Annotated in this window: 9 protein-coding genes; all 9 read left to right on the top strand. The window is 41.4% G+C overall.

Annotation, left to right across the window (positions count from 1 at the left end; translation table 11 throughout):
• Positions 1 to 15: 15 nt before the first annotated feature.
• Complete coding sequence (locus ABIB40_RS06510; RefSeq protein ID WP_354357208.1) at positions 16 to 396, top strand: OsmC family protein; 381 nt, start codon at positions 16 to 18, stop codon at positions 394 to 396.
• Positions 397 to 454: 58 nt separating this feature from the next.
• Complete coding sequence (locus ABIB40_RS06515) at positions 455 to 2,923, top strand: PIG-L family deacetylase (protein WP_354357210.1); 2,469 nt, start codon at positions 455 to 457, stop codon at positions 2,921 to 2,923.
• Positions 2,924 to 3,023: 100 nt separating this feature from the next.
• Positions 3,024 to 4,712: a sodium:solute symporter family protein gene (locus tag ABIB40_RS06520; protein WP_354357212.1), complete on the top strand. Its 1,689-nt coding sequence runs from the start codon at positions 3,024 to 3,026 to the stop codon at positions 4,710 to 4,712.
• Between the two features lie 28 nt (positions 4,713 to 4,740).
• Positions 4,741 to 5,259, top strand: a complete 519-nt coding sequence (locus tag ABIB40_RS06525; protein ID WP_354357214.1) for a DUF2911 domain-containing protein — start codon at positions 4,741 to 4,743, stop codon at positions 5,257 to 5,259.
• 591 nt (positions 5,260 to 5,850) lie between these two features.
• Positions 5,851 to 7,926, top strand: coding sequence for a glycoside hydrolase domain-containing protein (locus ABIB40_RS06530; protein WP_354357216.1), 2,076 nt, complete (start codon positions 5,851 to 5,853; stop codon positions 7,924 to 7,926).
• 477 nt (positions 7,927 to 8,403) lie between these two features.
• Positions 8,404 to 10,839 (top strand): phage tail-like protein, encoded by a 2,436-nt coding sequence (locus ABIB40_RS06535; protein ID WP_354357218.1) that lies wholly within the window; start codon positions 8,404 to 8,406, stop codon positions 10,837 to 10,839.
• An 8-nt stretch (positions 10,840 to 10,847) separates the two neighbouring features.
• Positions 10,848 to 12,137: a T9SS type B sorting domain-containing protein gene (locus ABIB40_RS06540; protein ID WP_354357220.1), complete on the top strand. Its 1,290-nt coding sequence runs from the start codon at positions 10,848 to 10,850 to the stop codon at positions 12,135 to 12,137.
• Between the two features lie 95 nt (positions 12,138 to 12,232).
• Positions 12,233 to 13,201, top strand: a complete 969-nt coding sequence (locus ABIB40_RS06545; RefSeq protein WP_354357222.1) for a PorP/SprF family type IX secretion system membrane protein — start codon at positions 12,233 to 12,235, stop codon at positions 13,199 to 13,201.
• A 127-nt stretch (positions 13,202 to 13,328) separates the two neighbouring features.
• Positions 13,329 to 15,323 carry an OmpA family protein gene (locus ABIB40_RS06550; protein WP_354357224.1) on the top strand — a complete coding sequence of 665 codons (1,995 nt, stop codon included), beginning with the start codon at positions 13,329 to 13,331 and terminating at the stop codon, positions 15,321 to 15,323.
• Positions 15,324 to 15,378 lie beyond the last annotated feature (55 nt).

The following is a 15,378-nucleotide window of genomic DNA, read 5'->3' on the forward strand; positions in this document are numbered from 1 at the left end:
AACTGTCACAGCACCATGATAACTGCTACCATTGAAAACGAACATTATACCTGTATTATTACAGATGGATCTAAGGAAATTCTTGCAGATGAGCCTTTAGAGCTCGGAGGACAGGAAAAAGGATTTGCCCCACTTAGCTTACTACTATCGGCATTGGGAAGTTGTTTGGCAATTACATTAAGAATGTACATAGATAGAAAAGCTTGGTCTGTAGAGAAAATTGAGGTAAATGTGCGGATGGAGAACGAAAATGGTGAAGATGTTTTTTATGAAGAGGTTACTTGTTGGGGTACTTTAACTGAAGAGCAAAAGCGAAGGTTAGAAGATGTGGCACTCAAATGCCCCATTGCCAAAATTTTGACAAAAAGCCACAACATCAACTCTAGTGTTTTATAAAACATTTTTTATCTTGCCTTTTTTATCTCCGGATTTCAAATCCATCCAAATTAAGCAAATGTTAAAATACTTTTTAGTTGTTGCGCTAACTATTTTTTACTGTCGGTCTGGTTCTGCCCAGCAGGTTAGGCCAGAAAATTCTGCAGCTATTTTTAGTGGGCTTAAAACGCTTAACCATCTCCCAAAGGTACTGTATATTGCCGCACATCCCGATGATGAAAACACAGGGTTGTTATCTTGGTTGATTAACGATAAGCATGTAGAAACGGCTTATTTATCGTTGACCCGAGGAGACGGAGGGCAAAATTTGCTCGGCCCCGAGCAAGGCGCTGCATTGGGCTTAATTAGAACGCATGAGCTTTTGGAAGCGAGAAAATTAGATGGTGCAAAACAGTTCTTTACTAGAGCTATAGATTTTGGCTTTTCTAAAAATACTACAGATACTTTTAATCAATGGAATGTAGATAGCCTTACGGCTAATGTTGTTTGGGTAATTAGAAAATTTAGGCCCGATGTAATTATTTGTCGCTTTCCGCCAACGGCTGCTGCCGGCCATGGCCAACATGCTGCATCTGCGGTGGTTGCTGCAAAGGCATTTAAACTAGCTGGCGATAGAAATATGTTTCCAGAGCAATTAAAATATGTACAACCGTGGCAGCCCACCCGCTTGCTTTGGAATACCTATAATTTTGGAAGTGTAAACACCACTTCAAATGATCAACTTCAGATAGCCGTTGGACAATATGATCCGCTTTTGGGCATGGGTTATGGAGAACTGGCCGGCATTAGTAGAAGTTTACATAAAAGCCAAGGTGCAGGCACAAGGTCTATCGCCGGTAAAAAAACAGAATATTTTACCTTGGTAGATGGAAAATCTATGTCTAAGTCTCTATTTGATGGCCTGATGATGGACTGGAAGCAGAATGGTGAAGATGCGATTGCATCTACCTTGCAGAAAATTATCACAGACTTCGATTTTAGTAGCCCAGAAAAGAGTTTGCCAAGCTTGTTGGCTTTGCGCAAAAACATAGTATCGTTAAAAAATAAACCCTTAAGAAAAGACAAGCTAGCAGCCTTGGATAAAATTATTTTAAGTTGCGCAGGCTTTATGGGCGAGGTTATTACAGGTGAACCAGAGGCCTTGGCTGGAAAAACGTATCCTTTTCAGTTAAATGTTATTGTTAGAGACTCAAACAGCGTTAAACTTAAAAGCATTAATTGGCTAGGGGAGAAACAGCAATTTGATCAGACTTTGCCAGATGATGAACTGGTAGTCTACAAACACGATATTAAAATTCCAACCAATGCGGCACTAACGCAACCCTATTGGTTGGCTAAAGCACCAGAAAATGCTGCAACTTTTAGCGTTACCGCAGATTCGTTAATTGGTTTGCCCGAAGCGCCTGCTCAAGAAAATGTGTTGCTTACGTTAACCATTGGTCAAGAAGATTTCAATGTCAGCCTACCGCTTTCCTACAAGAAATTAGATCCTGTTCGTGGCGATGTTGTAGAAGGATTGCGCGTTGTTCCTGCCGTTGACGTGAAAGTTACAGAGCCTGTATATTTTGCTAAAACCAATCAAGATTTAACCATCCATGTACAATTTAAGGCAAAGGAAAATGTGGTAGATGGTACGGTCGAAATTTTGGATGGCGAGAAAGCTGTGGCAACTTTTAAAAACATAAAGCTTGATGCATTGGGCATTACTAACAAAACATTTACCATTACCGCGCAAGCACTCGATTTTGTAAAAGCCAACCAGAGTAAATTACAAGTGGTTTTTAAGTCGGGCGGAATAAGTTATAACAAGACACAAGAAATTATTCAATATCCGCATTTGCCAACGCTACAATATTTTACGCCCGCAGAAAGTTGGCTTTTAAAGGGCGATATTAAAGTTACAGCAAAAAATATTGGCTATATAAAAGGAGCGGGCGACTTGATTCCAGGTTTTTTAAGGCAGGCTGGTTTAAAGGTTGATGTGTTAACTGAAAGCGATATTTTAAATCCGGCTAAGTTAAGTAGTTATGATGCGGTAGTTACCGGCATTCGTGTGGTAAATACAGAAAGGCGTTTTGGCAATTGGCAGAATGCATTGCATAATTATGTAAAGAATGGCGGAACGTTAGTTATGCAGTATAACACAACGCAAGATATGGCAACCCAAAATTTTGCAGTCTATCCCTTAAATATAGGGCGCGGGCGGGTTACCGAAGAGCATGCCAAGGTTACTTTTTTAGATCCCGATAATCGTTTGTTAAACTATCCTAATAAAATAACAACCGAAGATTTTGCAGGTTGGGTGCAAGAACGAGGCACTTACTTTCCCGATAAGTGGGACAGCCACTACACGCCTTTGTTTGAAATGCACGATACAGGAGAACCTGAGCAGAAAGGCAGTACGCTAGTTGCTAAGTATGGCAAGGGCACATTTATCTATACCCCGTTGGTGTTTTTTAGAGAATTGCCCGCGGGCAATATTGGCGCTGCCAGGTTGTTTTTTAACTTTTTATCTGCAGGGAAATAATGTCAAAAAAGCAAATTAGGTGGAACATTTGGTATTTCTTGCTCTTTTTGGCTTTGCTTATCCAAATTTTTTTATACTATTTGTTTACTAAATACTGGGCATGAGCGGTATCGATTGGATGGTGCTTCTGGTTACTTTGGTGGGCATTGTGCTTTACGGAATATATGCTGGTCGAGGCCAAAAAAGCAACGAATCTTATTTAAAAGCAGATAGCAATTTGCCTTGGTATGTGGTGCTTTTGGGCATTATGGCTACCCAAGCGAGCGCCATCACTTTTTTATCTGCACCGGGCCAGGCCTATACAGATGGAATGCGCTTTGTACAATATTATTTTGGTTTGCCATTGGCGATGATTGTCATTTCCATCACGTTTATTCCAATCTTCCAACGATTAAAAGTTTACACCGCCTACGAGTTTTTAGAGAATCGTTTCGATAGAAAAACCCGCGTACTTACTTCTTTATTGTTTTTGTTTTCTCGAGGACTATCTACCGGGATAAGCATTTATGCGCCAAGTATCATCTTATCTACCATGTTAAATTGGAACATTTACCTTACCAATGTGCTTACTGGCGGTATTTTACTAATCTACACGTATATTGGTGGCGCAAAGGCGGTTGCGCACACCCAGAAACTTCAGTTTTTGATCATTCTTGGGGTTATGGCTTTCGCCGGATATTTGTTGCTTAAAAACATGCCAAATGGAGCAAGTTTTAGCGATTCGCTTTACTTGGCAGGCAAATCTGGTAAACTAAATGTAATTACCACCAACTTCGATTGGAAAGATAAGTACAATATTTGGAGTGGTGTGATCGGTGGTTTCTTCTTAGCACTTTCTTATTTTGGCACGGATCAAAGTCAGGTTGGGCGTTACATTACTGCAAAAGATACTTCTACAGGCAGAAAAGGCCTGTTGTTAAATGGCTTGGTAAAAATACCGATGCAATTTTCTATCTTATTAATAGGTGCTTTGCTGTTTGCTTTTTACGCATTAAAACCGGCGCCGATTTATTTTAACGAGCGTTCTTATCAACATCTAAAAGAAACTCAACCCAAACAAGCAGCACGATTAGAGCAGCAGCATAAAAAGTTGCAAGAGCGGTTTAATCAGCAATCGAAAGAAATTTTAACGGAGCGAAAAACAAATCCATCGGCCCTGCCAACTGCTGTTGCAGCATTTAAAAATACCGAAAAGCAAATTGCCAATTTGCATGGTAAGGTAGAGGAGGCAATTAACAAATCTAATTATAACGCAGAGCGAACAGATACGAATTACATTTTCTTGTATTTTGTAAAAAACACCTTACCCGTTGGGATGATTGGGATGTTGTTTGCTGTAATATTCTTGGCAAGTTGGGGGTCCATATCGGCTGCGTTAAACTCGTTGGCCGCCTGCTCGGTGAAAGATGTACATTTAATTTTCTTTGAAGAGCCTCCTAGCGAAAAACAAGAATTGCGGTTGAGCAGACTGCATACCTTGGGATGGGGGATATTTTCTATCGGCGTAGCTATGTTTGCCACTCAAATGGGTTCGCTTATCGAAGCAGTTAATATTTTGGGCTCTCTTTTTTACGGGCCAATTTTAGGTATCTTTTTGGTTGCTTTCTATTATAAAAGAATACCAGGGCACGTGGTGTTTTTCGCGGCAATTTTAGCCGAGCTCTCGGTTATAGGAATATACAATTTCGACATCGTTTCCTTCTTGTGGCTCAACGTGGTAGGTGCGGCGGCGGTCATTGGGTTTTCTACAATCGGATTACTGTTTTACAAACCTAAAGTGTTATCTTAGCAAGCTAAACTAGCATAAAATTCAATCTATGAAAAAGGTATTTAAATCAATTGCGTTGCTTTTTACGGTAGCGGCACTTTCGTTTGCGGCATCGGCACAAGACACCGCTCCAAGACCCAGCCCAGCTGCCACCGCTAAAGGAATGGCTGCGGGTTCAGAAATTACAATCAACTATAGCAGTCCAGCGGTTAAGGGCCGTAAAATTTGGGGCGGCTTAGAATCGTTTGATAAGGTTTGGCGCGCAGGTGCAAATGAAGCAACTACTTTTCAAACGAGTAAGGACATTGTGGTAGAAGGCAAAAAACTTCCTGCCGGGACATATAGTTTCTTTTTAATTCCGAAAGAAAACGGCACTTGGACAGCTATTTTTAATAAGGAAGCGAAGCAATGGGGTGCTTATAAATATAAAGAAGGTGAAGATGCATTGCGCGTTGATGTTAAAACAAAAACATTGAAAGCGCCACAAGAGCGTTTGGTTTACAACGTAAATAAACAGGGCTTTACCATGAACTGGGATAAGGTTTCCGTTCCCATTATGATTAAATAGTTTTTTTGGGTATCTATCAAAGCCATCTTCTTAAAAAGAGAAGATGGCTTTTTTCGTGACTTAGACCCTGTTTAAGTTTGAATAAATAAAATTGCTATAGCCCAACTCGATGGGGGTCGGCCTAGCAGCTGTTTGGAGGAAAAAACGCCTAAAGCTGCTTGCAGAGAACTAACGGGTTACTTGCGAAGAGGATTCGTAGCCGTGCGCTGGGGAAAAAGTAAATGAAAGGCCTCGAATCATCGATACTAAACAGTTTGGCGAATTTTTACCCAAAGAGATGCCAGCCTTGACTTTTTGCTACTTTTTTGTCAAGAAAAAAGTAGGACTCCCGTCCGGACAGGACAGCTTTGGGTAAAGCACAGGCTGGTTTTGGCAAGATTGAAGTCCGCATAGAAAAATGAGATATGGTGCAATTATCTTCAAAATTAAGAACTCACAAAAAAAGTAAATGATAGTTTTTTTAAGTCTTTTTAGTCAGAAGGCTCAGATAAACAATAAAACTGTAAAATTTAGACAGGCTCTCAAAATTCAGAACTGGATTTTCTTTAGAAAAACGCTAATTTTAACGCCACATAGCACAATTTAAAACAAATGAAACATTACTGCACCGTTCTCACTCTTTTAACCTTTTTTTGGTTAAGCGCTAATGCTCAGAACACTTTCGATATAAATAAGCAAAGACCGACAGACTTGGTCAACGTATTTTTGGGCACATCTGGTGATCATGGGCAAATGTCGCCTGCTGCATCTTATCCATTTAGTATGATGAGTATTGGCCCTCAAACCTATCCGAAAACGCATACTGGTTACGAGTATTTGGCAAAAATTTTCGAAGGTTTTACTCATAATCGGTTTGAAGGTGTAGGCTGTACCGGGTCGGGCGGTAACATTCTAATTAAGCCCTTTTCGGGAGAAGATCCATCGAAAACTGAATTGATCAAAACGTCAGAAAATGCAAATCCAGGTTATTATCACGTTGGATTCAAAAATGGGATTGAAGCCAGTTTTACTGTTGTCGGACGAGCAGGAAAGGAACAGTACGTCTTCCCGAAAGGTAAAAAAGGACTTTATATAGATTTGGGTTATGCTTTTAATGGAGCATTTGTAGATGACCATCATCAGGTTAATGGCAGCGAAGTTACCGGTTGGTTTATTTCTAGAACTACCTGCGGAGCTGGAAAATATAAAATATTCTATCAAATGCAGTTCGGATCTGATGTGAAAATTAAAGATATTGGCAATAGAAAATTGATGGTAGAAATTCCAGACGAGGCAACCACCACCTCTTTAGACATTGCGTTTTCTTCCGTTAGCGAAACTGACGCCGGGAAAAGCCTTGTAAAATTGCCGTTTAACCAAGCCCAGGCAAAAAGTAGTGCCGATTGGAATAAAGAATTAGGCAAAGTAGAAGTTGCTGGCGATTTGGATAACGCTAAACTCTTTTATTCTTTATTATATCGTACCATGCAATCGCCATACCTTATATCGGAACCAAACGGCGATTATAGAAACAACAAAGGAGAAAAGGAAAACAGCAAAGTTGATCGATATAATGGCTGGGCTATTTGGGATAATTATCGTACTCAATTGCCATTGCTGTCCATTGTTCAGCAAGACAAATATCAGGGAATGATCAATTCTATTGCCGATTTGTACAACGCTGGCAAGAAAGATTATGCTACACAGACAGAGCCTTCAAACACGGTTAGAACGGAGCATGCGGTTGTGGTTTTGCTCGATGCCTACAGAAAAGGTTATGCTGTCGAGTTTAAAAGTATAGCAGATTCTTTGGTAAAAGAAATAGATGGGTTAGATTTTAAATCGCCAGATAAAGCGTTAGAATCTAGCTACGACAATTGGGCATTATCTCAAATTTTCGGCATTCTCAAAAACAAAGAAAAGGCAACGCACTATTTACAGAAAGCATTAAATTACAAAAGCTATTGGAATAAGGATTTTAAAGATGTTACCAGAAACGATGTAGATAGAGTAGGAGCTCGGGGTCTATATCAGGGTACCATTTGGCAGTACAGGTGGTTTGTTCCATTCGATGTAAAGGGTTTGATTGCCTTGGAAGGTGGAGAAGAAGTTTATTTAGAGCATTTGGATACATTCTTTGCAAAAGATTTGTACAATCACGCAAACGAGCCAGATCTGCAAGTGCCTTTGATGTATAACGCAACAAACGAAAGCTACAAATCTCAATATTGGATGCACCAGCTCGCCGCAGATACGGTAATACAAAATTATTTTAATGACAATAGTCGGGGTATAGGCTCCTATATCGGCAAGATTTACAAAAACCAGCCAGCTGCCTATCTTCGTACCATGGATGATGATGCCGGCGCAATGAGCGCTTGGTATGTTTTCGCTGCATCTGGCTTTTCGCCAGCCTGTGTTGGTTGGCCGGTGTATTATTTAAATGTCCCACTTTTTCCTTCCGTAACTTATCGGGTTGCCGATGGAAAAAAGTTTCAGATTAAGGTGAAGAACTTTTCGTTAAAAAATAGATACATCAAAAGCATACAGCTCAACGGCAGTAATTATAATAAAAACTACATTAGTCAAGATATTATAAATGCTGGTGGTCTATTAACAATAACTGCTTCATCCGTGCCGCAAAAGTCTTCAACTTCAGAAATTTGGGTTTCCGAAGCCTCGAAATAGATAGTTTATACCGGCACAAATTTTCAAAACCGCCAAAAAATCTTTAAAAGCTAATAATTTAGTTAATTTTCAAGTAAAAACCTATTCTTGCTTATTTTCTTAATTGGACGTATTCGAATGGTGTTTTATCTCCGAGGCTCGGAAGTTGGCGGTAAAAAACGTTGTCGCCTTACGACTGTGTTTTTAAACCCGAGGGTGGGGGTAATAATGCGTTGATAACGAATATGTTTTTGGTTTATTGTGGAAAAAAAATTAGTTTTGGAAAACAATTTGTATGTTTACATATACGCAGAATTTCCTGTAGTTTATAAGTAAAATTTGCTAATGATTAGCTTGCGCTCTTACGTTTTAAATTCTGCGGTTCTTTTCATTGAAAAACGGCAGTGCACATCTAATTTTCTACGTGCCGTTTTGGCCAAAAACGGTCAGCGCTTTTCCAATCTTGTCCAATCAGAAATTTTAAAACTGAAGTAAAATATGAAAAAATGTCTACTCCTCGGCATCTGCATTATTTTTAGCATTACTGTAGCATCGGCGCAGCAAAAAATAAAGGATGGAACGGTTACGGGGGCAGCTTTGCCTAATAAAGATGCACTGTTAGAACTCGAAACAAATAACAAGGGGTTTTTGCAGGCAAGAGTTGCTTTGGTGCAGACAACTAACCCGGCTCCTCTTTCCGTCCACGTTGCAGGTATGATGATTTACAATACCGCTACTACAAAGGATGTGCTGCCCGGGGTTTACTATAATGATGGTACCAAATGGGTTTCTGCAAAAGGAACAAATGGAACGTTAATTGTAGAAAATCAGCCTGGAAAATCCGGCACGCCAGGGTTACCCGGCACCCCAAGTGGCCCTGCCTCTGGCACAAACGTAGTCATAAACGATTCTGGAACTTATATTTTTAGTCCTAATACGAACACTTACACGCTTATTGTGGGTGCTAAAGGTGAAACTGGTGCAGCAGGTGCTATTGGGCATGTCGGCGCTACTGGGAATGGGATATCCACCAGCGTTGTGAATGCTGATGGAACTCTAACGTTTACCTATACCGATAAATCTACTTCTACAACTATCGGTAGTTTAAAAGGCCCTAAAGGAAATGCAGGACTTGTTGGCCCACAAGGTGCGGTCGGCTTAACGGGTCCTGTTGGTGCAAAGGGCGATAAAGGAGATAAAGGAAATGCCGGGTCGGTTGGTCCTCAGGGTGTAATCGGTTTAACCGGGTCTGTTGGCCCACAAGGTGCAATCGGTTTGCCAGGTGCAGTTGGTCCAAAGGGCGATAAAGGCGATAAAGGAAATGCCGGATCGGTTGGTCCACAGGGTGCAATCGGTTTAACCGGTTCTGTTGGTGCTGCTGGAGCAAAGGGCGATAAAGGAAATACCGGATCTATTGGTCCACAGGGTGCGATCGGTTTGACGGGCCCTGGGGGTGCTGCTGGAGCAAAGGGCGATAAAGGAAATGCCGGATCGGTTGGTCCACAGGGTGCAATCGGTTTGACAGGCCCTGTTGGTGCTGCTGGAGCAAAGGGCGATAAAGGAAATACCGGATCTGTTGGTCCACAGGGTGCGATCGGTTTGACGGGCCCTGTCGGTGCTGCTGGAGCAAAGGGCGATAAAGGAAATGCCGGATCTGTTGGCCCACAGGGTGCAATCGGTTTGACGGGCCCTGTTGGTGCTGTTGGAGCAAAGGGCGATAAAGGAGATAAAGGAAATGCCGGATCGGTTGGTCCACAGGGTGCGGTCGGTTTGACGGGTCCTATTGGTGCAAAGGGCGATAAAGGAGATAAAGGAAATGCCGGATCGGTCGGTCCTCAGGGTGCAATCGGTCTGACGGGCGCTGTTGGCGCAAAGGGCGATAAAGGAGATACTGGGGCGGCTGGTCAGAAAGGCCCGATTGGTTTAAATGGGTTACCAGGGCCTACGGGTCCACAAGGCAATACTGGTGCAGCTGGTCCTCAAGGAGCACAGGGAATTAAAGGAGATAAGGGAGCGAAAGGAGACGACGGTCCTTTTGGTCCGCAGGGGCCAGTTGGTGCGACGGGTGCGCCGGGTCCGAAAGGAGACCTTGGTCCTGCGGGAGCTATAGGGTTGCAAGGGGTGCAAGGACCAACAGGCCCTCAAGGTCCAAAAGGAGATGCAGCTGTAATTACTTCAGATAACGGCTTAACAAAAAACGGAGATAATGTTCAGCTAGGTGGCGCCTTAATCAAAAACACAGCAATTGAAACCACCGCCGCGAGTACACTTTCACTTACGGGTTTGCAAACTGGTACCATCAAAGACCAACTGCTTATTGCTAATGCTTCTGGTGTGATAAAGATGTTGCCTGCTATGGCATTCCTGCCTCTTTTTACAGCCGATAATGGCCTTACGGAGAACGCACCTGGTAATTCTCAATTAGGGGGAAACCTGATTAAACCCACTGTTATTGGCACAACAGCCGCCAATACCTTAACCTTAACCGGCCTTCAGGATGGAGATATAGCCGATAACCTAGTTGTGGCCGATGCAGCTGGTTTGCTTAAAACTATCCCTGCAACTGATTTTTTACCTTTATTTAAGGCAGACAACGGGCTTACAGAAAGTATGCCAGGCACAACCCAATTAGGGGGAACGCTAATAAAACCAACTACTATTGCAACAAGCCCGGATAATACTTTTGCAATAACAGGATTACAGCCTGGGGCAATATTAGACAAGCAGGTAGTTGTAGACGCGGCGGGAATTCTGAAAACTACCAATCAAGTTTTTATCGCTACTGGAGCGCAGACTACTGGCGCGAGTGTAGACGGACTTGTGGTAATTGCGCCATCTTTGCCCAAATATTCGACAGCTGCAAAAGTTACAGCAGACAATTCTTTACCAGCTGGAGCACTCTATATCTTGAACGGTGCAATCATGGTTAAATAGACGAATCTATGAGAACTTTAAGACATATATTCCTATTGCTGTTTTGCGTTCTGGTCGCGAGAAAATCTATGGCACAAACTGGTATTGGGAGCAGCACCGTAGATAACAGTCTCGTAACAATAACAACAGGCACAGTAGAACAGCGTTTTTCAGAAAACACCTATTTTGGTCCAAATGCCAACTGGAACATCGATGGCACGTTAGAGATTTACAGCAAAAATGTTTGGATTGCCCCTGGTGCAACATTTAATGGGAATGGCAAAATTGTTATTTTTAATCCAGGTGACAATCCTTTTTATAATGCGATGGCATCGGGTTCTACGGTAATAGATGGCAATAATGGTGGGTTTATAAACTTACTCATCGAAAATCGAAATGATAAGAACTTAGATTTAAACGATATTTCGGATCCCGGTTATGCTACAGCCAACCCTTCTGGTGTAGCGTCCGCAACCTTAAATATTGCGAATACCTTAAACTTAGCTGTTGATGGTGCAAACATCATTCTTAACGGACATAACTTGGCATTTAATTCAACAGGGAAGGTTACGGGCTATTCGAGAGCTAGAATGGTGGTAACTGGGAATAGCATATCAGGACATGTGGTAAAAGATTATGCAGGGTCAGACGGTTTTGTGTTTCCTGTTGGCATCGCTCTGCAAGACTATACGCCTGCAACAATAACACCTAACACAGCCGGGAAAATATACGTTAGCGTGCAAGATTATAACGCATCAAACACAGCTTTAAAAAACAAAGCATTAGGGATGGATAGAATGTGGAATATTTATGGATCTGTGACTACAAAAATAAATATGCTGCTTCAACACAATGCTGTAACCAATGGTGCGCTCTTTAACGACCAAAACGCGGGCATTGGACAATATTTAGGCAATTCAAACTACAGTTTGGAGAAAGGGAGCAATCCTACGGTCGGTCTACATGGTCGAAATGACATTTTATTACCAACAAACATGACCGCCAACAGTGCCTATTTTACTAAGCTTTCTGTATCAGGAACTAATTTGTTTGTTCCAAATCTTTTTACCCCAAATGGCGATGGAAATAACGACGCCTTCGAAATTCGAGGACTTAGCTTATTTTATGGCAACAATCTCGTTATCGTAAATAGGTGGGGTAACGAGGTGTATAAATCTAACAGCTACCACAACGACTGGACAGGAGAAGGATTAAACGAGGGTACCTATTTTTACAAACTTAACGTAAAAGAAGCCGCGGATAGCAAGTGGACAACTTTTACAGGTTATATTACCTTGGTTCGGAAATTTAAAAACTAATAAGAAACTCGTTAAAGAGTCGAATCTTTCAAAGAAAGAATGAATATGATTATTATTTGGTGCATGCCGGTAGGCAGGTACAAAGTTTAAGATACATGAAACAACTTTTACCCTTACTATTGTTTTTTAGTTTGCTGACGAAAATTTCCGTTGCACAGCAAGATGCGCAATTTAGCCAGTACATGTTCAACGGAATTTACATTAACCCCGCTTATGCAGGTTATAAGGAGCAATTGAACCTTCATGCCTTCTATCGAAATCAATGGACTGGAATTAAAGGTTCTCCAACCACGCTCTCGGTGGCGATAGATGCCATCGCAAATGAAGGAAACGTGGGTTTGGCGCTTCAAGTGTCTAGTGACCGAATTGGTGCGCAAAAAAACCAATCGATTTATGCCAACTATGCCTATAGAATTCCCATGAATGCGGATGGAAGCGCAAGACTTGCTTTTGGACTGGGTGTTGGAGCAGTGCAATTGGGGATAGATGGCGCATTGCTGAATCCAAATGACCCAGAACCAACCCAACCCACTGGCTTTCAAAGCAACATTGTGCCAGATGCGCGTGCAGGCATTTATTATTCAGACAATCGCTTTTATGCTGGTTTTAGCGCAGACAACATTGTTTCTCAATATGTTGATATAGATCGGTATGCATTTATTCCTCAGCCAAAAATTCATTATTATTTAACCGCTGGTATGTTGTTGCCCCTATCAACAGATGTACTGTTAAAGCCTTCATTTTTATTAAAGGACAATAGGGGCGGTCCAACCGATTTAGATTTGAATGCATTCTTTATTCTAGGAGAAAAGCTTTGGCTTGGAGGGTCGTACAGAACAGGAGTAAAGCTGTACAATAAGGATTATTTGCAAAAAGATCTCAGCAAATTAAACTCTGCGGTGGCAGCAATACAGGTATTTCCTACTACCGCGCTCAGAATTGGTTATGCGTACGATTTTTCACTTGGTTCTTTGCAAGGATACAGTGGGGGCACACACGAAATTTCAGTAACTTATATGTTTAAAAGAAAGGATGTTAAAGTTGTTTCGCCACGATATTTTTAAAGCTAGAAATAAACAGTTAACATTTATAAGTTCAACGTGGGCTGAATTAAAAACAATAACAACAGACGCAAGACTATAGACGAAAATACGACCAACGAAAGACTACAAACGACCAACCATTATAAACATGGAAAAAAAAATATACCAAAAAGTAATTCGGTGCCTTGCATTATTCTCCGCAATTGTATTGTTGGCAGGTTTCGGAACCGCGAAAGCACAGTATGTAATTAAAGAGGCAGATGCACAGTTTGGATTAAATAGTTATCAAAAAGCGGCAAGTCTATATGAGCAAGCGTATCGCAAAAAGCCGACTTTACATGCTGCAGAGCGTGCCGCAGAAAGTTACGCCGCGCAGCGTGATTTTCGTTTGGCAGAGAGTTGGTATGCAATTGCATCGACAATGCCAGAAGGTGATGCCAATAACACCTTGCAATATGCCAAGGCGTTGCAGAATAACAGCAAGTATGCCGAGGCGAAAGAACAATATAAAAAATATGCACAACTAAAAAATAGTGTCGGCAGTGCAGAAGAAAAGCTCTTTACATCTAGTTGTGATTCTGCCATGATCTGGATGCGAAGCCCGATTAGCGTGACCATAGTCAACGAAAAAACATTAAATTCTCCCCAATCTGATTGGGCCGCCGTAAAAGAGTTAGGAATTACGGTGTTTGCTTCAGATAGGACAATTGTTGGGGCAGACCAACAACAGAAAGCTAGACCGTTTTTTAAATTTGATAGAGCTCGTAAACCAAACAAAAATATAAATTTGAGTACTGGGAATTCTTACCTTAGACTGTATGAGCAGGACGGAGAATCAGATAGCATCTTGTTTTTTCCAATGCACGAGGCAACCGAATATCACATCGGCCCGGCTAGTTTTACAAACGATGGCTTGACTATGTATTTTGCACGTTCGCAAACGCTTAAAGAAACGACCCAACGTAAAATAAAGAAAAGGCAAAGTAAATTTGATACGCTGGCTGTCGGGATTTACACAAGTAGTAAAGATAATTCCGGAAAATGGTCTGCGCCAATACCGTTTAAATATAATAGCAATGATGGTTATTCTGTGGGCGATCCATTTATTAGAAGCAATGGTAATCAGCTCTATTTCAGCTCTAACATCCCTGGAGGATTGGGCGGAATGGACTTGTACCTTTGTACGAAAACTGATGCAGGCGAGTGGAGCGAGCCCATTAATTTACGGGAAGTTAATAGTGATGGGAATGACCGAAGTCCCAACATTGGAACTGACGGAGCTCTATATTTTAGCAGCGATGGGAGAATAGGTATGGGCGGTTTGGACATCTATAAAAGTGTTCAGTCTGGTGGGAAATTCGGCATTCCGGTAAACATGCATTATCCTGTAAACTCTCCGCAAGACGATTTTGCTTTCAATATGACCACGGAATCCGATGGATTTCTATCCTCTAATCGTATAGATGGTCTAGGAAGCGACGATATTTATCGTTTTTCGATAAAAAAAGCAATTGCACTAAGCTTAATCGGTAAAGTTTTAAATAAAAAAACAAATGAGCCTTTATCGAATGTAAGTATAACTTTAAGCCAAACTACCGGACAGGTTTTAAAAGCAGAGACTGATGACCGTGGTGATTTTAAACTGAAGCTGGCCGATTCGTCAGAATATAGGTTGTTGGCAGAAAAAACTGGCTATAAAAGTGGCGGCATCAATTTAAGTACAAAGGGGTTAGATTCATCTACCGTGCTTACACAAAACCTGTATCTAGATCAGATTGCCATAAACGAGCCTGTAAAATTGGATAACATTTATTACGATTTTGATAAAGCTACTATTAGGCCAGATGCCGTGAAGGAACTGGATAAGCTGGTAAAAATTATGCAAGATAGCCCAACCATTTTCGTAGAACTTGGGTCTCACACAGATAGCAGAGGAAGTGATGCTTATAATCTAAAGCTTTCTCAACGTAGGGCAGATGCGGCTGTTCAGTATATCATTAGCCGAGGAATCAATAAAAACAGAATCGAGGCAAAAGGTTACGGAGAAACCAAACCTGTTAATGGTTGCGTAAATGGCGTTAAATGTAGCGCAGCAGACTATCAGTTGAATCGCAGGACAGAATTTAAGATAACCAAGCAGTAGGCAAGACAGGCTAGACCAAGTTCAGAATAAAAAAAGAACTGTATCAGATTATATA

Source organism: Pedobacter sp. UYP30 (assembly GCF_040547165.1).
GTDB lineage: Bacteria > Bacteroidota > Bacteroidia > Sphingobacteriales > Sphingobacteriaceae > Pedobacter.